Raw genomic sequence first — 21,105 nt, forward strand, 5'->3', positions numbered from 1 at the left:
TTATTGATCCACAGAAAATCCTTCCTCCTTTTATAAAAGAAGGCAACAGCAAAAACTCCATTTAAAATGGGAAATTATATGGACGGATTAATGCATGCTCAAACAGAAATTTAAACGGGTTATCTTATACGCACGCCAACACCGCGCTAATCAGAACGTCAATGAAACCTTACATCGACTCATAGATTATTTAACCCCCCTGCACGTTGAGGTTTATCAAGATACAGACACCGCCGCAAGTTTTAAACTTAAACTGTCCATCCTTGCCCGTGAAGAAATGGGAGAAAAACAAGATTTAATCATTGTGGTTGGTGGAGATGGAAGTTTGTTATCAGCTGCTCGCATGGCTATCAAAGTCAATGCCCCGGTGATTGGTATCAACCGTGGACGCTTAGGCTTTTTAACCGACATTTCACCCCAGGATATTGAAACCCAATTAACCAAAGTATTAAATGGAGAATATTTAGAAGAACGCCGTTTTTTACTGCAAACACGAATTCAGGATGATGAAAATACTTATTTTCAAGGCGATGCCTTAAATGATGTCGTTCTGAGTCGCGGAAAAGAAACCCATTTAATTGAATTTGACGTTTATATTAATCAGCAATTTGTCAGTCACTATCGTGCGGATGGCTTAATTCTTGCCACACCAACAGGCTCCACCGCTTATGCCTTGTCAGCAGGTGGTCCGATTATGCACCCCCATCTTAATGCCATGGTCATGGTGCCCATGTTTTCCCACAGTTTAAGCACGCGTCCTTTGGTGACAGATGGGCAAGCATTCATTGAATTAAAAATTAGTGAAAGTAATGAAAATAACTTGCAAATCAGTTGCGATGGACACGAGTCTTATGCGGTTAAACCAGGACAAATCGTCACCATTGAAAAAAATGCCCAACAATTAAGATTGTTGCATCCATTGGAATATCATTATTATGATACTTTACGTATCAAATTAGGATGGGGAACAAAATCCCAAGGATAAATGATGCTCACCTCCTTACGTATTGAAAATTTTGCGATTGTTTCGCAACTGGAATTGGATTTCAGTCAAGGCATGACTGCATTCACCGGTGAAACCGGCGCCGGTAAATCGATCATGATTGATGCTTTAATGCTCGCGCTGGGAGAACGTGCTGATGCCTCAGTCATTCGACCAGGCGCAGAAAAATGTGATATCAATGCCTGTTTTCATTATGATGAAAATTCACTGCCGGCGCATTGGTTGCATGCACATGACGCTACTGCCGAAGATGGCGTTCTTTATTTACGTCGAATTATATATGCCGAAGGTCGCTCCAAATCCTACATCAATGGCCAACCTTTTCCTCTGCAAAAACTCAAAGAACTCAGCGGACTTCTGGTAGACATTCATGGCCAACATCAGCACCAGTCTCTGCTCCAACACGCGACCCATCGCCAACAATTAGATCAATTTGCCGGTCATGCTGATTTATTGCAGGCAGTTGAGCAAGCCTATCGGCAATGCCAGCATACGTATCAACAACTACAACAACTGAACCTTGAAAATACAAGCAACGAACGTGTGGCATTGCTTCAGTACCAAATTGATGAACTAACCCACCTGAACTTAGAACACGATGAAATGCAAAAGTTGCATGAAGAGCACCAATTGCTGCATCATGCAAAAGATTATCTCGAGCGTACACAGCAGATTACCGAACGACTCAATGCAGATGAACAACCAAACATCACCCGATCTTTAAATTACATTTTGCAATTATTGGCTTCCTTGCCTCAAGACCATGCTTGTATAAAAAATGCCTGTGAACTGGTAAACAGTGCTCTCATTCAATGCGAAGAAGCTTTGGATGAAATGCACAGATTTTCGGCACAAGTACAGCTTGATCCGGAACGTCTGCAGCAGGTGGAAGAACGGATTAGCCTTCTTCATCAAGCAGCGCGGAAGCATCACGTGGAAGCCAGTCAATTATTAACACACCACCTCCGCTTGCAAAAAGAACTGGACACCTTACAAAATGCAGAACAAGAACTCCACAAGCAACAACAGCAATATCAGCAACAATTAGCAATGTATGAACAAGCCGCACTTGCATTAAGACAATCCAGGCGCCTTTATGCTGAAAAGCTCGCTGAAGAAATCAGCCAGACCATTCGGCAACTTGGCATGCCACAAGGATTTATTCAAATTGAATTAAGTCCGCTGGATAAAATGCAGTCACATGGTCTAGATAAAGTGGAATATAAGGTTTGTACAAATCCAGGCATGATCCCAGATAGCCTCGCAAAAATTGCATCAGGAGGAGAACTCTCCCGTATAAGTCTTGCAATCCATATGATCACAGCACAACGTGGTGCTACTCCAACGCTTTTATTTGACGAAGTCGATGTTGGTATTGGAGGAGCAACGGCAGCCCTGGTGGGTCAGTTATTGCGTAATCTGGGCGAACGATTGCAACTATTTTGCGTCACGCATCAGCCGCAGGTTGCTTCTTCTGCCCACCACCATTTTATTGTAGAGAAATATATTGCGCATGGACAAACTTTTTCTTCCATTAAGAAATTGACCAACCATGAAAAAATTGAAGAGCTTGCCCGCATGCTTGGTGGATTGACTATCACAGAACAAACCCGCTCCCATGCCCGTGAATTATTAGAGCGCATGGATTAGGATATTCAAAAATACCAACGGCTTAAAACCTTTGCCACCTGCGCTTCAACAAGCCCATCTCCCCGTTACAGGATTTTGGTTTTATGATTCTCCTGTGAGATAAGTACGCCGTTCCTGCATGGTTTCAATACTATTCACAACGGATTGATGACAAATTGCTTTCATGATTGGTATAGAATCCAATGGTAATCCATTATGAATACCATAAGCAATGAAAAGACAATCTTGCCACGTTTGTTCATTTTTTCTTGCCTTGGGTTTTAACCATAAGGAAACCCATAAAAAATGAAATATCCAGCGCTCACGATGCAGCTCCATTTCATCAGCAAAAACAGCGGCCATGGCTTTATCAAACTGACACACTTTTACACCATCAACGTAGCTGCAATGCCGATTCACTAACCGATCAATTTGCGCATTTTCCACAAACCATGATTCTGTAAATTGCTTATCCTTTGACCATGATTTTGAACGGTTGAATGCTTCCCGCATGCGCTCCGGTGTAAAAGGACTAAGTTGCACGGTTAACTGTTCCAAAACATGAGCAACATCCAATTTACAAGGGATAAATTGCAAGCCAAGCACTTCTTGCATTTCCAACAAATGTAAATCAGGCATGTTACCATGCTCGATGGTCAATGCCAGAAAATGGTTTGCGAATAGCTCCAGATAGGGTATATCCACCGCGCGCAGCAACACACTGCCATCAAATGAGTCATCATAATAACGCGTTACATCCGCAGCAGAAATGACCGGTGTGATCCAGGCATCTTTAATGCCAGTATCCTGTTTAAATAATAAGCCACACAGTTGGTGTTTGCGATTTTTCCTAAAATGAATAAAAATGCCTTGGGCACCGCTACCATCTACTTCACTCGCCTTAATTTCCATATAGGGTTTTTACTACTTCCTCCTGGAAACAAGACCCCTTTTTACGTTGTTTTTTATCCAACGATCAAATTGCTCATGATAAGAAGGAGGATACCAGTGTTTTATGGCTTGCAAGCGAGAAAGAGACATTGAATTTAAGGTAATTTTATCGATTATCACCTCCAAAGTTGCCACCACCATGGCGCGCACTTCTTCTTTAGGGTGCAACAAATGCAATAGAGCAATATCCTGACCTTCCTGAATGCTGTAAAGGTCGATGACCAAATCTGCAAAAAAATCAGCAGGCATCGCATAACTTTGCGCAAAAAAATTCTCAGCAATATCGAACACACTGAGATCAGACAACTCCTCGATCAAATCACGAATGGAGTTTAAATGCGAAATGGTATCTTCCGGTGCTAAGGCATCGTCTTCATTGGCCAAATTAAAATAAGCAGCTTTTAGCTCCTCAGAGAGTTCCACGTGTACTTCATAAAAAGCATTCAGGGCAGGCAGCCAGAAGCTGAGTGAATGCTTCCCTGCATCAATCGCTGCCGCCATGTGGCTCATGAGTTCTTTTAAACGCTTAGCGGCCAGTTTATTATCGGCTTCAATCGCAGACTGTAATTGCGCAATACAAATTTCCAAGGCAAAAATACATGCTGAGTAATAAGCACGATCATCTTCTGCTGCGGCTTCATCCAATGCATCGATTAAATCAACTAATTGCAATGCCAGTTCGGGTTCTTGTAAAAAATGAGCATAGTGTTCTGGATCAAGATGTTTACTTTGCTCAATCAACATCGCAATATCATTTATCCAGCGTTCCAAGCTGTTTGTATTATCAGTCATTCCGGAACAGGCACCGCACGTGGACGCCCATGCTCATCAATCGCGACGAAAACAAATGTTCCCTCAGTGACTCGATATTTTTCACCGGTTGCAAGCATCTCAGTCCAAACTTCTACGGCGATGGTCATAGAGGTTTTACCACGTTTGATGAGTTCAACATGACAACTGACGACATCCCCAACATGCACCGGCCTAAGAAAAGTCATTGAATGAATCGCTACCGTTGCAACACGACCATGCGCCAGTTTCTTGGCCAATACCCCGGCAGCAAGATCCATCTGTGACACTAACCAACCGCCAAAAATATCACCATTGGCATTGGTATCTGCCGGCATGGCCAATGTTTGAATGGTAATTTCACCTCGAGGAGTTTCCATCATTCAGACCCTCGCTTCAATTTTGCCAAAGCATCCGCCATGGCGGTGTTAAAGAGTGGTTTTTACTTAAGGGAGCCTTTTGTGGTTTTTCCGCTTTTTTAATTGGGGTTTTGGGTTTGAGAGCCGCGGTTTTTTTCAAATTCTCGGATTTTTCCGGTTTTCTCTGCGCAACAGCTTTTTCCTCATTTAATTTCATACTCAAGCCAATACGCCGGCGCTCTTTATCCACTTCTACCACTTTTACAGTAATGATATCGCCCGCTTTGACAATAGTGCGAGGATCCGTGATAAACCGCGATGTCATCGCGGAAATATGGACTAAGCCATCCTGGTGCACACCAATATCCACAAAAGCACCAAAATTAGTAACATTGCTTACAACACCTTCCAGAATCATTCCTTCCTGTAAATGACTGATGTCTTCAACGCCTTCTTTAAAATGGGCGGTTTTAAACTCTGGCCTTGGGTCCCGACCCGGTTTTTCCAGTTCCTTCAAAACATCATAGATGGTTGGTAAACCAAATTGCTCATCCACGTAATCTGCGGCATTTACGCTTTGTAATAATTCCTGGTTACCTACTAAATGGCAAATATCAATCTGTTTATTTATTAGTATTTTCTGCACCAAAGGATAGGCCTCTGGATGTACAGCCGACGCATCTAAGGGATTATCTCCATCCATAATTCGCAGGAATCCAGCCGACTGCTGAAATGTTTTTTCTCCCATCCGTGCGATGCTTTTTAGCTGTTCGCGGTTTTGAAAGCTGCCATGCTCATTACGGTATTGTACTAAATTCTTAGCCAATGACTCATTAAATCCAGACACTCGGGTCAATAAGGATGCGGAAGCAGTATTTACATCGACACCCACGGCGTTCACACAATCTTCCACCACCGCCTCAAGACAACGCGCTAGCCGAGCTTGATTAACATCGTGTTGATACTGTCCCACCCCAATGGATTTAGGCTCAATTTTTACCAATTCAGCCAAAGGATCTTGCAATCGTCTGGCAATGGAAACAGCCCCACGCAAGGTTACATCCAGATCGGGAAACTCATCGGCAGCTAACTCAGACGCTGAATAAACCGATGCTCCTGCTTCACTCACCATGACTTTATTTAACTTTAAATCCGGATACATTTTAATCATATCCGTCACTAAACGCTCCGTTTCACGCGAAGCAGTCCCATTCCCAATGCTGATAAGCTTAACTTGATGTTTGGCCGCTAATTTAGCCAACGTGGCTATGGCTTCATGCCATTCATTCTGTGGAGCAAAAGGAAACACCGTTGCATAGTCCAATAATTTACCGGTTTCATCCACCACCACTGTTTTTACTCCAGTACGAATGCCAGGATCCAATCCCATGGTTGTTTTTGGACCCGCTGGTGCAGCTAACAAAAGATCCCGCAAATTAGAGGCAAATACCTTGATTGCCTCTTCATCAGCTAATTCACGAATCCGGGCAAGGAGTTCCAATTCCAACTTGGTGAATAATTTAATTTTCCAAGTCAAGCGCACCGTTTCTTTCAGCCAATCCGCGGTCTGTCCTTGTGACGCGATATTAAAGTAAGCACTCATTCGTTTCTCACCATACTCCGGCTCATTTGGTAAAGTCAGTGCCAACTGTAAAACACCTTCGCGTCGTCCACGAAATAAAGCCAATGCTCGGTGGGAAGGAATTTTTTTTATCGGTTCAGCGTAATCGAAATAATCCGCGTACTTATTACCGGCCGCCTTCTTATCTTCCACCCCTTTGGCTTGCAAAACTCCATGGAGCCATAAATATTGACGAAGTTCATCAATGAGATCGGCATCTTCGGCAAATCTTTCCATCAAAATTTGCCGGGCTCCTTCCAAAGCGGCTTCAACATCGGGCACACTTGCTTCTGCATTGATAAATTGGGCGGCATACGTTTCTGGAATAAGAGACGAATCTTGCCATAACGCAATTGCTAAAGGCTCCAAACCAGCCTCTTTAGCAATATGCGCTTTAGTGCGACGTTTTGGTCGGTAAGGAAGATACAAATCTTCCAAACGTGTTTTTGTATCCGCAGTGAGAATGGCTTGTTCCAGCTCAAAGGTTAGTTTTTCTTGCTCACGTATGCTTTGCAGGATATGAGTCCGCCGCTCATCCAATTCGCGCAGATAGTGCAAACGCTCAGCAAGCAAACGCAACTGGTTATCATTGAGTCCCTGAGTTGCTTCTTTGCGATACCGTGCAATAAAGGGCACCGTTGCCCCTTCATCCAGCAAACGAATAGCTGCTTCTACTTGTGCAACGTTGGCTTTGATCTCTTGAGCAATAACTGCCGCTGTCGTCAACCTTTGTTGAGTCATTTATTTCCCCGTAAAACTTCTATAAAAATCTAATCTTAAGCCCATTGTCATGGCTTTCGCGGCTGAAAATGTTAACAAAATTTCGACATCCTGCAATCAGCACATGCTGCCGTGATTGTTTTAATGTTACCTATGCATTTGCAATTTCATTGAAACGATAGGAAAAATTAAAAATCAAGATAATACCCACACAAAAGTTGGCATATTATATACTTATCATCCGTGAAACTGCATCTTATTCTACAGTAACCGACTTTGCCAAATTACGCGGTTGATCCACATCCGTCCCTTTCATCACCGCCACATGATAAGCCAAAAGCTGCAAAGGCAGCGTATAAATAATTGGAGCTACCCACTGCCCACAGGCAGGCACTTTAATGAGACGCGCCCCATTCGCTGCCCAAGATTGCGAATCGTCAACAAAGACAATTAATTGTCCACCGCGGGCACTGACTTCATGTAAATTCGATTTCAATTTATCAAGCAGTTCATCATTTGGAGCCACTGCTACCACAGGCATATCCTTGTCAACCAGCGCCAATGGTCCATGCTTTAATTCCCCGGCAGGATAAGCTTCGGCATGAATATAAGAAATTTCCTTCAATTTTAATGCACCTTCAAGCGCTACGGGGTATTGCACGCCACGTCCCAAAAATAAAGCATGCGCTTTGTTAATAAACAAAGCAGACAGCGAGGCAATATCCTCATTCATTTTTAAGGTACGCCCACAACAAACAGGTAATTGCTGCAATTGGGCCAAGACTTCCAAACCGCGAGCATCGCGGCAAAGGGCTGCAGCCAACATTAAAAAAGCGGCTAATTGCGTGGTAAATGCTTTGGTTGAAGCCACGCCAATTTCTACGCCAGCTCGTGTCAGAAAAACAAAATCAGATTCACGCACCAAAGAACTGGTAGCAACATTACAAATAGCAAATGTCGCCAAATAATTCATTGCTTTGGCTTTATGGAGTGCTGCCAAGGTGTCTGCTGTTTCTCCAGATTGCGATACCGTAATAAATAATGTTTTATCCCCCACAACCACATCACGATAACGATATTCACTGGCTATCTCCACTTGCGTTGGCAATCCTGTCAAGGATTCCAGCCAATACCGGGCAATTAAGCCGGCATGGTAACTGGTGCCACAAGCAACAATATGAATTTGTTTAACATCATTAAAAACGTTGACAGCTCGTTCGCCGAAACTGGCTTTAAGCACAGGTAAACTTGAAATACGTCCTTCCAGAGTATCAGCAAGCACTTTGCTTTGCTCAAAGATTTCTTTAAGCATGAAGTGTCGATATGGGCCTTTGCTAACGGCAAGCGAATCCTCATTTAAAACCTGGACTTGACGTTGTACAGGCTGATTATGAGCATCAAACAATTCCAGTTTTGTTGCCGACAATCGGGCACTGTCACCTTCTTCCAAATAAACCACCGATTGTGCAAAAGAGCGCAAAGCCAATGCATCCGAAGCAATAAAATGTTCATCTATACCAACGCCAACCACTAATGGACTTCCTTTACGGATAGCCACCAGCTCTTGGGGAAAACGTTGATGAATAACTCCAAGTGCAAAAGCACCCGTCATTTGCGCAGCACTGGCTTGCACTGCCGTTAACAGAGACTGGTATTGCTGGAAGTGGTGATGGATAAGATGAGCAGCCACTTCGGTATCTGTTTCAGAAGTGAATTCATAACCAAGCTCCTGCAAGTAACGACGCAGTTCATCATGATTTTCAATGATGCCATTATGCACCACTGCAATTTCTCCATGTGACATATGAGGATGAGCATTTTGTTCGCAGGGCTTGCCATGTGTAGCCCACCGGGTATGAGCAATTCCGGTATTACCAGCAATCGCTGTCTCCCGCATTGCATCAATGAGAGTTTGCACCTTACCCTGGATTCTTAAACGTTTTAATTGAAAATCACCGTCGATGACCGCAATGCCTGCTGAGTCATAACCACGATATTCGAGCCTACGCAAACCCTCCAGTAATATTTTGCTGCTTTCCCGGTGTGAAACCGCGCCCATTATTCCGCACATACTCGTTCCTCTTAATTATTTTTTGTAGTTTTCATGATGCGAGCACGATCTCGCTGCCAATCCCTTTCTTTCATGGTATCTCTCTTATCATGCGTCTTTTTACCTTTTGCCAGAGCAATTTTTATTTTAATTAAATTTTTCTTCCAATACATGGACAAGGGCACCAAGGTATACCCTTGACGTTCTACACTGCCAATTAATTGGTTCAACTCACGCCGATTCAATAACAATTTGCGAGTACGCACAGGATCAGCATGAATATGGGTAGATGCTGTAGGTAATGGCTGAATTTGGGCCCCCAGCAACCATGCTTCCCCATATTTAATAATCACATGTGCGTCAGAAAGGTTCACTTTACCGGCACGCAAGCTTTTTATTTCCCAACCCTCAAGCACCAGACCCGCTTCGTATTCATCTTCAATAAAATAATCGAAGCGCGCCTTTTTATTGGCCACAATCGTAGCGCTTTGTTGTTTATTGGCCACCATGCAACACCTAACTATAATGACTTAAATTAACTCAGGGTAAGATCATACCATTTTGATCAACAAACGCCTGCATACATTGATTAAAATTTTGTCATTCCCGTACAAGCGGAAATGATACAAAAAAGTATGATGTTCCCCTGTCAATTGCCTAGGATACCATGTTCCTGCTATTATACGCAGTTGTCCAGGGAGAATTTTCCAATGAATTTAGGCGACGCACTTCCTTCTTGCCCAATTAAAGCCACCAGCAGCTTGCAGGCCAATCTTAGTGATTATCATGGTCAATGGTTGATTCTTTATTTTTATCCCAAAGATTCTACCCCCGGATGCACCATAGAAGGACAAGATTTTCGCGATCAATATCAAGCATTTCAATCCTTAAATGCAATCATCTTTGGCATTTCACGCGACAGTTTGAAATCCCATGAGCAGTTCAAAACCAAACAGGCATTTCCTTTTGAACTGATTAGTGATACTGAAGAAACGCTTTGCCAGGCATTTGACGTTATTAAAATGAAATCCATGTACGGCAAACAGGTACGAGGAATCGAACGCAGTACATTCCTTTTCGACCCAACCGGTAAATTATGCCACATTTGGCGTGGAGTTAAAGTCAAAGGACATGTTGACGACGTATTGAATGCCCTGCGATCTTTACATGGCTGATCATTAGGGTCTATTTACACAACTTTGCCTACCACCAACGCAAAATCATATTATTTGATGCGAACTCAACGAGTCGTGTCCATACTCGGATTTAATAATAATATTCCTGAACCAATAGCGGCTATTTACGGATGGTCAAAGCATGATTTTATCCAGACGCACACACACATCTACTTGACGCCAGCCTTTCGTCTCATCAAAATGAATCATCTTGTTGACAAGGGTAGACGCATGGAACAGACCAATAAAGAAACAAAACTCTTCGTACTTGACACCAATATCTTGATGCATGACCCAACTGCCATTTTCCGTTTTGAAGAGCATGATGTTTATCTGCCCATGGTTGTATTGGAAGAGCTGGATAATCACAAAACCGGTCTTTCCGAAGTGGCCCGCAACGTTCGTCAGACTAACCGCATGCTGGTGGAATTGATGAGCAATGCCAGTCATCAGCAAATTGTAGAAGGACTTCCTATCCCCAATTATCTGGCCGTAGAGCAGGTGAAAAGCAGCGGACGACTATTCTTTCAGACCGATGATTTTGAACCATTGCGACCCACATCCCTGCCCGGCCATAAAGTCGACAATACCTTATTGGCTACAGCCCTTGGCTTGCAAAAAAAACACCGTGATAAAAAAGTGATTATCATCTCCAAAGACATCAATTTACGGATCAAGGCCGGCATCCTTGGCATACATGCCGAAGATTACTACAATGACCGAGTACTGGATGATGTCAATCTGCTGCATAGTGGTCTTCATATTCTGGAAAATAATTTCTGGGATGCTCACGCCAAAGATATGGAAGCGTGGCAGGAAAGCGGAAATACATTTTACCGGATCCATGGTCCTTTAATCAGTCAATGGAATCCCAATGATTGCCTAAGCACAGAAGACAATCAGTTTCAAGCCATCGTCAGGCAAGTCGAACATTCCCATGCGATTGTACAAATTGCTCGCGACTATACGCAAAACAATCATGCCGTATGGGGAATTACTGCCCGTAACCGCGAACAAAATTTCGCTTTAAATCTTTTGCTTGACCCTGACGTTGATTTTGTAACGTTACAAGGCTCAGCAGGTACTGGCAAAACCTTGCTGACCATTGCTGCCGGTTTAACACAAGTGCTTGATCTTAAGCGTTACACTGAAATTATAATGACCCGAGTTACCATTCCCGTAGGAGAAGATATTGGGTTTTTACCAGGCACTGAAGAGGAAAAAATGACACCCTGGATGGGAGCATTAATGGATAACCTTGAAGTACTGCACAGCGCTCAGGAAGGCGGCAGCTTCGGCCGCGGCGCCACTCAGGATTTATTGCAAAGCAAAATTAAAATTCGCTCATTAAATTACATGCGCGGCCGCACATTCTTAAACCGCTTTATCATCATCGATGAGGCACAAAATCTGACGTCAAAACAAATTAAAACGCTGGTAACCCGTGCAGGCCCCGGCAGTAAAATTATTTGCCTTGGCGACATCAAACAAATTGACACGCCTTATTTAAGTGAAACCACTTCTGGCCTGACGTTTGCCGTAGACAGATTTAAACATTGGCAGCACAGCGCTCATATGACTTTAACGCGTGGAGAACGATCAAGACTTGCATATTATGCCGCAGAACATTTATAGTACGTGCTTTTGACCAATACTGCCACAAACAGGATAAATCATGTCAACTCAAGCCATTACTTTTGACGATGTGCTGCTCGTTCCTTCGTATAACCATCACGAATCCAGACGCGTAGTCGATATCAGCATGACGGATCGTCTGGGCAAGTTGTGTTTGAAATTACCAGTGATTAGTTCCAACATGGATACCATCACTGAAAGCAAAATGGCTAATTTCATGCACAGCAAAGGTGGAATCGGTGCCTTACATCGTTTCTTAAGCATTGAAGATAATATCCATGAATTCAAAGCCTGTGAAGGCCAGGTGTTCGTTTCAATTGGTTGTACGGCCGCAGAACTGGAAAGGGCAGAAGCCTTACGCGATGCCGGAGCAAACTATTTTTGTGTGGATGTTGCCCATGCGCATGCCAAATACGTCGGTAAAACCTTAAAAAGCTTGCGCCAGCTGCTTGGCAGCCGTTGCATCATGGCCGGCAACGTGGCCACTTATGCTGGGGCAGATTACCTTGCTTCCTGCGGAGCAGACATCATTAAAGCCGGAATCGGCGGCGGCTCGGTTTGCAGTACTCGTATTAAAACCGGCTTTGGGGTACCCATGCTAACCTGCATTCAAGAGTGCGCGCGTACGGATCGCTCCATTGTAGCCGATGGCGGTATCCGTACGTCTGGCGACATTGTCAAAGCACTGGCTTTTGGTGCTGATTTTGTCATGATTGGTGGCATGCTGGCAGGAACTACGCCAACTCCCGGCGACATTATTACCAAAGACGATGGAACGCAAGTCAAACGCTACCGCGGCATGGCTTCACGTGAAGCCCAGGAAGATTTTCTCGGCCAAATGCATGAATGGAAAACCGCAGAAGGGGTGGCAACGGAAGTCCCTTATCGCGCTCAACAAGATGACATCATTGCGGATATCATTGGTGGCTTGCGTTCCGGTTTGACATACGCCGGGGCTGATTCCATCAGTGAATTACAAAGAAAACTCAATTATGTGCTAGTGACCCAAGCGGGCAGACTTGAAAGCCTGCCTCATAAATTGATGGAGCGCTAAAGGTTGCTCCATCCTATTATCACATCGTAGCGCTCAGGCCTTCTGTAGCGCTTTCGTCCATTTGAGGCGCCTCTTGCTGTCCGCCAGAAGGAGACGTGCTTGCATTAAGCTGATCTGCCTCATCGGCACCATCTTGAGTCATCGCCGACGCGGGGTCGGTGGTTGGGTCAGGAAGTTTACTCATCTTATAAGCCTGATAAGCATCTGAGGCTTTTTGGCCAAGCGCGCCGAACCCTGCCTTTACCGCGCCCATGGAGGCATCCTGCAAGTCGCTAAATGTCTCTTGAAAACTGGCCGCCATCTTCATCATGGTGCCTGCAGCCCCACTCAATTCCCCCGCTGACTTTCCCACCACACTTTTTTTTGCTTTCTTTTCGACTTCATCTTCGAATTTAACTTCCTTCTTTTCATCCTCATCATCGTCATCAGCACCTGCTTTAGGCTTAGGAGCATTTGACTGCGCAGGGGAAGAATTTGCTGCAGCAGATTGCTGAGGAGCTGTATCATCTGCCCCCGGAGCTGTATCATCCGCCCCCAGAGCCGTATCATCCGTAGCGTCCGGCTCCGGAGCTGCTATATCATCTGGATCCATAATTACAACCCTCTTACTAAAAATTATTCCAATGTTTCAATATCCGTCATTATAAACAAGCATGGGCTCGAATTTAACCATACTGACGTCTTTGACTCCTGTTAACGCAACCGCCATAATTATCTCGGAGCCATGCTCGCCGCATCGGTTAAATCAGAAGATGAGACATCCGGACCGCTTGGCTGCTGACTCTCGGCACTCAATGCATCCATCCGAGCAGTGCTGCTTTGAGAAAGTCCTGCTGGTGGTTCTTCTGGATTAGCAGGAGGACTCAAGTTAGCCGGCGTCTCCTCCTTACCATCGTCTTTACCAGCCTTATAGGCTTGATAAGCATCCGCGGCTTTTTGAGCAAGCGCACCCATTCCTGACTTTACCACACTCATGGATGCATCCTGCACATCACCAAACGTCTCTTGCAAACTAGCTGCCATCTTCATCATCGTGGCTGCAGGCCCACTTAATTCCGCCGCTGACTGCCCCACAACACTTTTTTTCGCTTTCTTTTCGACCTCATCTTCGAAACTAACCTCTTTTTTTCATCCTCTTCCTCTTCTTTTTTAGCTTTTTTGCCAGGTTGAGGACTTGGTGACGCAGCATCCAACTGCGGTGAAGGGTTGGGTTGGGGCGCAGGATTGGGCTGTGGCGAAGCGGTATCTGATACCGCCGTCATGCTTGGAGCAGGATCGCCTCCTCCTGTATCGGTTAGTGATGTTACATCGTCTGAACCAGGCATAATAACAATCTCCAAATAAATTTATTCCTTTCTTACAAGTATAGACATCACTCCATCATCATGCTAATAGCCTGTTCATGGAAATACCATTTATACTTGTACTATGAGCATGAAACTAGTATATCCGCCTTCAATACCATTAAAATACTTTATTAAGTATTTTTACACTTATTTTGCAAAAATTGATCAATAGGGCAAATTATGAATTTTGATGATTTCCGTTACATGTGGCGAGGCAAAACCCAACAGGCGTTATCCAACCAACAGGCGGCTTTACTGGCTCCAATTGATCACCAAAATGGAAAAAAAGAACGAGCTTTACTCTTGTTGCATGGTTTTTCTTCTTCTCCGGCCGTATTTCGTGAACTTCTTCCCACGTTGTTTAATCTGTACGATACTGTGGTTTGCCCAGCATTACCAGGGCATGCGGACAGCATTGAAACCTTTGCCAAAACGCAAGCTTCTGAATGGCTTACGGCGGCAGAACAATCCTGTGAAGAATTATTACGAAACTACCAAATGGTGGACGTCATGGGACTTTCCTTAGGAGGTTTACTCGCCTGTCATTTAGCCAACCGTTTTCCCTTGCATCACTTATATCTACTCGCACCCGCTTTAGCCTTGCGCTTCAAAATTACCATTGCTTTGGCCGTTGCTCGCCTATTACATGGTCTGGGCTTTAGACGTCTTCGCAACCGCGCAGGAAATCTGTACACCAGCCGTGCAAGTGAATTAGCATACCGCCAACTTCCTATTTCAACCATTATTGAAATACTTTCACTGATTCAAAATTACCAATTTGTTCCGCCAACTTGCCCAGTTGACTTGTTTTTAGGACGATACGATGAAGTGGTGCAATCAACGTTAGTCGCTGACTATTTTGCGAACTTACCCAATGTTCATATTCACTGGCTAAATCATTCTGCCCATGTTCTTCCTTTGGATGGGGACATTGATACCATTATTGCCCACCTTAAGGGCAATCAAGCCAAAATAACTCAAGCAACATCATGAGCATGCTCATACTAACACTTATTATCCAGGCCCACCATGCGCTATAAACCATAGCGCATGAAATACACAGCATGCATTCTCCGACTATTTATTATAGCGATTATACTCTTGCATAAACGGCATATTCCAATCGCGCATATCCAATACCGAGCCATTGAAAGCCATGTAATCGGTTTTCATTTCCGGAATATTATAAAAATAAATATTGCTGGCATCACTGGCAAGCGTATGTTGGCGATCCACGCTGGAAATTTCTGCTACCGACCGATCATGAGTCTTAATAAAGGTTCTATTAGCACGCAGATAGCGTCCATTAAAATGCGCCGAATCACACAATTCCACGAGAAGTTTATCGACAATCCCTGCTAATTGAATATAAGCCTGATCTCGTCCGCGAATTTTGAGTATATTACTTTTAACCCAATACAAACTCAGCTGGGCATTATCTTCCACATTCAACGATGTAACATTCACAACACCGCTTAATCGAACTTTAGTCGCTCCTGCAAGTTTTAAATTAAGAGCCTGACTATGAATATCATTGATTTGTGTTTGTCCGTTGCCACTAATTTCAAGTCTACGCACCCCTAAATAACCGCCAAGCGTTGTACTGCCTTTGTTGTTAATGACAATATCCAACAGACTCGAACGCAGTTTTGTACCGGTGATAACCCCTGTCCCTTTATAAACAAATGAATTCAAATAACGGCCACGTATTTCCGCATGCACAGCACCATAATGAGGAAGCCCCCCTGAAAGCTCAACAAATAAAGTGCCCTGAACCACTCTCGTTGCAATAAACGCCAGATCACGAGGGTCACCACGCAGAATTACCTGTGGTCGTGAATACCCTGTATGCAAGCTCACATTAATGTTGCCTGTGACCTTAACACGGGTAAACGTCGAAACTGGTCGGATTTGCTGAGCCTGTTGCACAGGAGAACTCGTAACAGGATGGCGACCACAGCTGGTGAGTAATAACGCAGATAAAATCAATAAAAAAGACCGTTTTAACATAGTCGTTCGTCCTGTTACGATATAATAAATTTTAAATATGCAAATCACCTTTTTAGCATGCACAACGTACATTAGAGGAAGTTCCACCATTGTGCAAGATTATCAGAGACTTATCTTCTTGGTAAACCAAAAAGATTTTAAATAAACACCTCCATGTTTCATGCGTTTGTATGAAAATCTGAAATGATGATTTTCTGCGGGCAACCATACCCATACTTGCGATTGGATGCTTTTTGTATCAAGACCAGCAAAGATTCTCCCTCAGGAATAAGCGCTGGCAGACTAATATAAATATCAACTAAACGGCCATTTTTACAGCCTAAATACACTTTATCGCCAGCATCATCACCAAATGTGTTTTTAATTGTTTCCTTCATTTGAGATAACTCCACAACATCACCAATATGTGCTTGCAGAAATTGCCCTATAGCAGTTTTATTTGTTTCATTCGTCAAACGCATTGCCAGTGAAAAATATTGGTCTGCAGATAAGACTTGGCAACTTCCATGCTTATTCCACTCATGACGCTCAAGACAGCTGCCATACGCATAGCTAGGCATAAACTGGCTCAGATCATCGGCTACAGGTTTACTTAAAATAACAGGGGGATAATCACAATGCGCCTTCGGCCCTTCAACACCACAATAGCCGTAATTGGAACCACAGGCAGCATTATTTGGCCACAAACCATGCAATACCATGTGCTGCGCTTGATAAGCATCGGCAGGAAGTTTGATGCATTCCGGTTTCCCTGCCTCATAGCCATAAGTTTCACAAAATCCAGGCAACCAATTAAGCGCTAGCACATGCGAGTCAGCCATACCAGGAGAATTATCGCAGGGCTTCTCTTGCTTTATTTCATATTGGGCAATACCGCACTCTGTCCTAATCCAGCGTAAAGCATAGCGCTCACTAGGGAACTCAACTCTAACCCATTGCGGAGGTATATTAATAATTTCGCGTAAACGGTAACGTTGTCCTGCCTGGATGGTCAACTCATCAGGATTCGTCGCTTTATTTTTAGAAATAAACGCCGGGCAACTTTTTTGGCATCAAAAAAGCCTTCCACCGGAATGGATGCATTACAAAATAGTGGAAAACTCACGAAAAGCAAGGCGGTAAATCTTATCATCGATGCATCCTGCATGAGCATAAGATAAGTTCATTATACTGAACTCAAAAAGATATTCCAGACTTTAATAAAATCAACGTTGAGGTGATAAAACTTTCCCCTTTATGGCCATAACAGATTTGAGCATAAAGGGGAAAAATGGGAGAAAAACAGAGTTAAACCGCAGATACTTCTTCGGCTTGCAAACCTTTCGGTCCCTTAGTTACTGTGAATTCTACGCGCTGGCCTTCTACCAGGGTTTTACGATTTGCCGAGCTGACAATCGAACGAAAATGAACAAATACATCATCTTGACCATTATCACGGCTGATAAAACCATAGCCTTTATCATCATTAAACCACTTCACGTGGCCAGTTTCTTTAACAGACATGTCTACTTTCCAAAATTAAATTAAAAACACACTCACAGCACGCAAAACCATGGGAAAACATATGAACAATATAAATTCACTACTTTAAAATTCAAAATGAGGGAATCTACGAAAGACAATGTTTACCATGTAAATGCAAGCAGCAAGTATTTTTATTATAACTCAGAACGTACAAAATAGCGAGAAGAAGTTTATTTTCTGACAGCCAACGGGCAAGTATTCATATGCTTTGCACCAAGATGTCCCGCCAATTTCGCCAGAGCTTCCTCATTATTCTTGTAAAAATGATGCTCTCCCAATTGTGCAAAAAGCCCACCGCGTTTTAATACATTAAGAACAGGACGTCGTACTCGTGTAAACCATAACTCAAGCCCGCCTTCTTCCAAACGAGAGCAAATACTGCGTAATACCTCCAAACCAGTCGCATCTAATTGGTTAATGCTGACACAATCAAGAATAATGTATCGCAGCTTTTGCTTTGCTGAAATTAGTTTTAATATTTTTTCTTCAAAATAGGCAGCATTTGCAAAATATAATGAGCCATTCAAACGTACTAAACTGATGAGATAACAAGTGTCGTTGGTATCGCCTTCGCTGACCTCAACAATATCGCCTTCTTCATTGCGTGTTAACTCGCTAAACCTGGGGCGCATGGTTTCATAAAGATAAAACCCAAGAGATAACAACATTCCTAATAACACCGCGTACGCAAGACGTGGTGCCAATAATAAGGTCAACAAGAATGTTAACAAAACCACAATACCTTCTTTTCGGCTTACTTTCCAGACATTCCACATCTCTTTTATATCAAGCAATCCTAATACGCCAACCATAATCACGACTGCAAGCGTCGCATAAGGCAAATAATAGAAAAATGGCGTCAGCCATAATAAAACGACCATCACAATCAGACCAGCCACAATGGATGAAAAACCGGTTTTAGCTCCAGCCTGGAAATTAATTGCGGAGCGAGTGAAGCCGCCAGACACAGGCATCGATTGAAAGAAGCTGCCTATGCATTTTGCCAATCCTTGACCAAGCAATTCCTGATTGGTGTTTAATCGCTGCCGATTTTCCGTAGCAATGCGTTTAGCAATCGTAATCGCTTCTGTAAAGCCAACCAAGGCAATTACAAACGCTCCCATAAATAGACTTGACATGGCATCCCACCCAAATCGGATCGTCTTAAAAGCAGGCAATCCTCGAGGAATATTGCCCACCACTTCCCCTCCAGCCTGTAGTGTTAACTTGCCGTTGAGCGGTAAACTGGCGATTCGCCACTCATAAGGATCTACTTCACCAATCGGTGTCATTTGCTCATCAACAAAAAACACTTCTTGATGGTCATGTGTCACCAAACGCCGAAGATGCAGGCGGTTCAATTCACCAATCTCAAAATTATGGCGTGTGATTAAGCGTTCCAGCTGCCATTTAGCCTGGGCTGCATTGTTGAGGGCTTCTTCCGTTTCCTGTGAACTTAAACCCGCTTTTTTAATGGTCTTTTCCACGACGGCCTTTGTTTTGGCGACTTCCTTCAACACTTGATGAACGTCTTCAGGATAGCGTTGATGATTTGCAAGCATCTGCTGTACGGGCAAATTGATGATTTGTTCCGCCCGAATACTTGTCAGTTTTTCATACCCACTTAACCAGGCAATGATGGTTGTGACAACCACAGCAATAAGAGTACTAGGAAGGTTAGGCGACAACCAACGCCCACCAAGAATGATAATAAACGCCAAGGCAGCTATTCCAACGGTTGGCCAATGGGTATTGCCCCATGCGTCGCTTAATACTTGCCAAACCATTTGGTAAGAATGGGGGGCGGTTACCGTATAAACACCAAATAAATTACCAATTTGCATGCTGGCGATGATGATGGCAACTGCATTAATAAATCCTAGAATGACAGGATAAGAAATAAAATTAACCACCACACCAAAGCGTAAAAAACCCAAAACCAGCTGTATCGCACCAGCCATAAACGTCAGCAATAAAACATATTGTATATATTCCGTTGTGCCAGTCGCAGCTAACGATTGCATCGCTACCGCTGTTAATAACGAGGTCACTGGCACAGGACCCGTAGATAAAATACGCGATGAGCCAAATATGGCAGCAATGATTGGCGGTAAGAATGCAGCGTACAACCCCATGTAAACGGGAAGACCTGCCAAATGAGCATACGCCATGGATTGAGGAATAAACAGCATGGCAACGGTAAACCCTGCCAGTAAATCCGCTCTAAGCGTTATCCATTGTCTAAGCTCCGGCAACCATTCCAAACAAGGGAACAGCCGTTTTAAAACAGCACGCCACTGCAGTAAATAAGCCTGAACAGGCTGCATTTTAGTTATCCTGTGCCTTATAACGGATTAATAGGAGGTAAATCGCCCGTTTTATTATTTTTAAATGGTTTAGCTTTTTTAAATCTGACAATGCATTGCCACAATTCCTTACCTTGCCAAGGTATTTTTTTATCTTGACTGTAAAGTAGTTGCGATAAGAGATGCAGCTGTCGTTTAAATTGCGAATCATGGAGCCGCTTTGTTAAATCATTTAAGTTTAGCATTTCAAATTCCGGCCATTGCAATGTTGCCCAGTGCAATAAAGCATCTCTGGCCTCATAGGGATTATTATCCATGCATGCTTTCTGTAAACGTTTCAAAACCAAGCGTTTGCTATTGCTATGAGGCATCTGATTAGAACGATACCACCAGATAATCAACGTAATAACCCAAGCTGCAGCAAATCCACCGGCCAACCACCAAGCCATATCAAAGGATTTTACTGTCTCAGCAGTAAATTGAACTTTTTTTTGCACAGGCAAATCTTTTGAGTCAGTTGAAGTTGGCTGGGACGACATGGTTTGTAACACTGCCTGTTGCTTTGCCTCAACGGTTATTGTACGTTCAGGTAAAACAGCCACTTCTGCTTTACCCGTTACGATATTAAACCAAGGAAGTTCGACACGGGGGATAGTAATATGCCCTGACTTATTCAATAAATAAGTGACTTTGGTGGTGGTTTTGCCAATGAGTTCCTGCTGACGAATAATATTATCTGCATCAGGTTTTTCGGGGTAAACACTAAATTGATTTCCAGAAAAATCCAAGGCTGGTAATAATTGTCCAGGCACTGCCACGGCTTGTAGCGTAACCGTACGTACCAACGTATCTCCTTGAGATAACACAGCAGCACTATTATCATACTGCTCGCTAAGTTTAACTTGTTTTGCTGGCAACCAGATCTTATTGTTA

18 protein-coding genes and 2 pseudogenes are annotated in these 21,105 nt (G+C 43.5%); 6 read left to right on the forward strand and 14 right to left on the reverse strand.

Annotated features, from left to right (window positions below; genetic code table 11):
• The first annotated feature begins 94 nt into the window (after positions 1-94).
• The gene (locus tag LOA_RS12390; protein WP_025386612.1) at positions 95-985 is read left to right on the forward strand and encodes an NAD(+) kinase; all 891 of its coding nucleotides are present in this window, start codon (positions 95-97) and stop codon (positions 983-985) included.
• Between the two features lie 3 nt (positions 986-988).
• A complete protein-coding gene (gene recN, locus LOA_RS12395; protein WP_025386613.1) occupies positions 989-2,653 on the forward strand; it encodes a DNA repair protein RecN in 1,665 nt (554 codons plus the stop codon).
• An 81-nt stretch (positions 2,654-2,734) separates the two neighbouring features.
• On the opposite strand, the pseudogene LOA_RS12400 reads toward recN, so the two are convergent.
• The 5 genes and pseudogenes from LOA_RS12400 to smpB form a co-directional block, all read right to left on the reverse strand.
• A pseudogene (locus tag LOA_RS12400) lies at positions 2,735-4,375 on the reverse strand (hypothetical protein).
• A complete protein-coding gene (gene yciA / locus LOA_RS12405; RefSeq protein WP_118996703.1) occupies positions 4,372-4,752 on the reverse strand; it encodes an acyl-CoA thioester hydrolase YciA in 381 nt (126 codons plus the stop codon). The pseudogene LOA_RS12400 and the gene yciA overlap by 4 nt, the downstream one beginning before the upstream one ends.
• Positions 4,752-7,093: pseudogene (locus LOA_RS12410) on the reverse strand (Tex family protein). Before LOA_RS12410 ends, yciA begins: the two are co-directional and overlap by 1 nt.
• A gap of 235 nt (positions 7,094-7,328) precedes the next feature.
• The gene (gene glmS, locus LOA_RS12415; protein WP_025386615.1) at positions 7,329-9,143 is read right to left on the reverse strand and encodes a glutamine--fructose-6-phosphate transaminase (isomerizing); all 1,815 of its coding nucleotides are present in this window, start codon (positions 9,141-9,143) and stop codon (positions 7,329-7,331) included.
• A gap of 11 nt (positions 9,144-9,154) precedes the next feature.
• Complete coding sequence (gene smpB, locus LOA_RS12420) at positions 9,155-9,631, reverse strand: SsrA-binding protein SmpB (RefSeq protein ID WP_025386616.1); 477 nt, start codon at positions 9,629-9,631, stop codon at positions 9,155-9,157.
• Positions 9,632-9,832: 201 nt separating this feature from the next.
• On the opposite strand from smpB, the gene LOA_RS12425 reads away from it, so the two are divergent.
• The 3 genes from LOA_RS12425 (at position 9,833) to LOA_RS12435 (ending at position 12,986) form a co-directional block, all read left to right on the forward strand.
• Entirely contained in the window at positions 9,833-10,297 is a 465-nt protein-coding gene (locus LOA_RS12425) for a peroxiredoxin (protein WP_025386617.1), read from the forward strand.
• 231 nt (positions 10,298-10,528) lie between these two features.
• Positions 10,529-11,932, forward strand: coding sequence for a PhoH family protein (locus LOA_RS12430; RefSeq protein WP_025386618.1), 1,404 nt, complete (start codon positions 10,529-10,531; stop codon positions 11,930-11,932).
• Positions 11,933-11,972: 40 nt separating this feature from the next.
• Entirely contained in the window at positions 11,973-12,986 is a 1,014-nt protein-coding gene (locus LOA_RS12435) for a guanosine monophosphate reductase (RefSeq protein WP_025386619.1), read from the forward strand.
• A 19-nt stretch (positions 12,987-13,005) separates the two neighbouring features.
• Here the strand turns inward: LOA_RS12435 and LOA_RS12440 are convergent, their stop codons facing one another.
• The 3 genes from LOA_RS12440 to LOA_RS12450 all read right to left on the reverse strand — a co-directional run bounded on the left by LOA_RS12440 (position 13,006) and on the right by LOA_RS12450 (position 14,311).
• The gene (locus LOA_RS12440) at positions 13,006-13,578 is read right to left on the reverse strand and encodes a hypothetical protein (protein ID WP_025386620.1); all 573 of its coding nucleotides are present in this window, start codon (positions 13,576-13,578) and stop codon (positions 13,006-13,008) included.
• A gap of 119 nt (positions 13,579-13,697) precedes the next feature.
• Positions 13,698-14,060 carry a hypothetical protein gene (locus LOA_RS12445; protein WP_025386621.1) on the reverse strand — a complete coding sequence of 121 codons (363 nt, stop codon included), beginning with the start codon at positions 14,058-14,060 and terminating at the stop codon, positions 13,698-13,700.
• Entirely contained in the window at positions 14,036-14,311 is a 276-nt protein-coding gene (locus tag LOA_RS12450; protein WP_025386622.1) for a hypothetical protein, read from the reverse strand. Before LOA_RS12450 ends, LOA_RS12445 begins: the two co-directional genes overlap by 25 nt.
• 201 nt (positions 14,312-14,512) lie before the next feature.
• Between LOA_RS12450 and LOA_RS12455 the strand changes: the two genes are divergently transcribed.
• The gene (locus LOA_RS12455; RefSeq protein WP_025386623.1) at positions 14,513-15,325 is read left to right on the forward strand and encodes an alpha/beta hydrolase; all 813 of its coding nucleotides are present in this window, start codon (positions 14,513-14,515) and stop codon (positions 15,323-15,325) included.
• Positions 15,326-15,409: 84 nt separating this feature from the next.
• Here LOA_RS12455 and LOA_RS12460 read toward each other — a convergent pair whose 3' ends face one another.
• From LOA_RS12460 to LOA_RS13935, 6 genes are all read right to left on the reverse strand, one after another.
• Positions 15,410-16,342, reverse strand: coding sequence for a GIN domain-containing protein (locus tag LOA_RS12460; RefSeq protein ID WP_025386624.1), 933 nt, complete (start codon positions 16,340-16,342; stop codon positions 15,410-15,412).
• Between the two features lie 158 nt (positions 16,343-16,500).
• Positions 16,501-17,337, reverse strand: a complete 837-nt coding sequence (locus tag LOA_RS12465) for a ribonuclease T2 family protein (RefSeq protein ID WP_238551264.1) — start codon at positions 17,335-17,337, stop codon at positions 16,501-16,503.
• Complete coding sequence (locus LOA_RS15635; RefSeq protein ID WP_238551265.1) at positions 17,334-17,474, reverse strand: hypothetical protein; 141 nt, start codon at positions 17,472-17,474, stop codon at positions 17,334-17,336. The genes LOA_RS12465 and LOA_RS15635 overlap by 4 nt, the downstream gene beginning before the upstream one ends.
• A 155-nt stretch (positions 17,475-17,629) precedes the next feature.
• The gene (locus LOA_RS12470; RefSeq protein ID WP_025386625.1) at positions 17,630-17,845 is read right to left on the reverse strand and encodes a cold-shock protein; all 216 of its coding nucleotides are present in this window, start codon (positions 17,843-17,845) and stop codon (positions 17,630-17,632) included.
• Between the two features lie 191 nt (positions 17,846-18,036).
• On the reverse strand, positions 18,037-20,193 hold the full coding sequence (locus LOA_RS12475; RefSeq protein WP_025386626.1) for a SulP family inorganic anion transporter: 2,157 nt from the start codon (positions 20,191-20,193) through the stop codon (positions 18,037-18,039).
• Positions 20,194-20,210: 17 nt separating this feature from the next.
• A complete protein-coding gene (locus tag LOA_RS13935; protein ID WP_052335957.1) occupies positions 20,211-21,089 on the reverse strand; it encodes a BatD family protein in 879 nt (292 codons plus the stop codon).
• Positions 21,090-21,105 lie beyond the last annotated feature (16 nt).

This window comes from Legionella oakridgensis ATCC 33761 = DSM 21215, assembly GCF_000512355.1.
Taxonomy (GTDB): domain Bacteria; phylum Pseudomonadota; class Gammaproteobacteria; order Legionellales; family Legionellaceae; genus Legionella_A; species Legionella_A oakridgensis.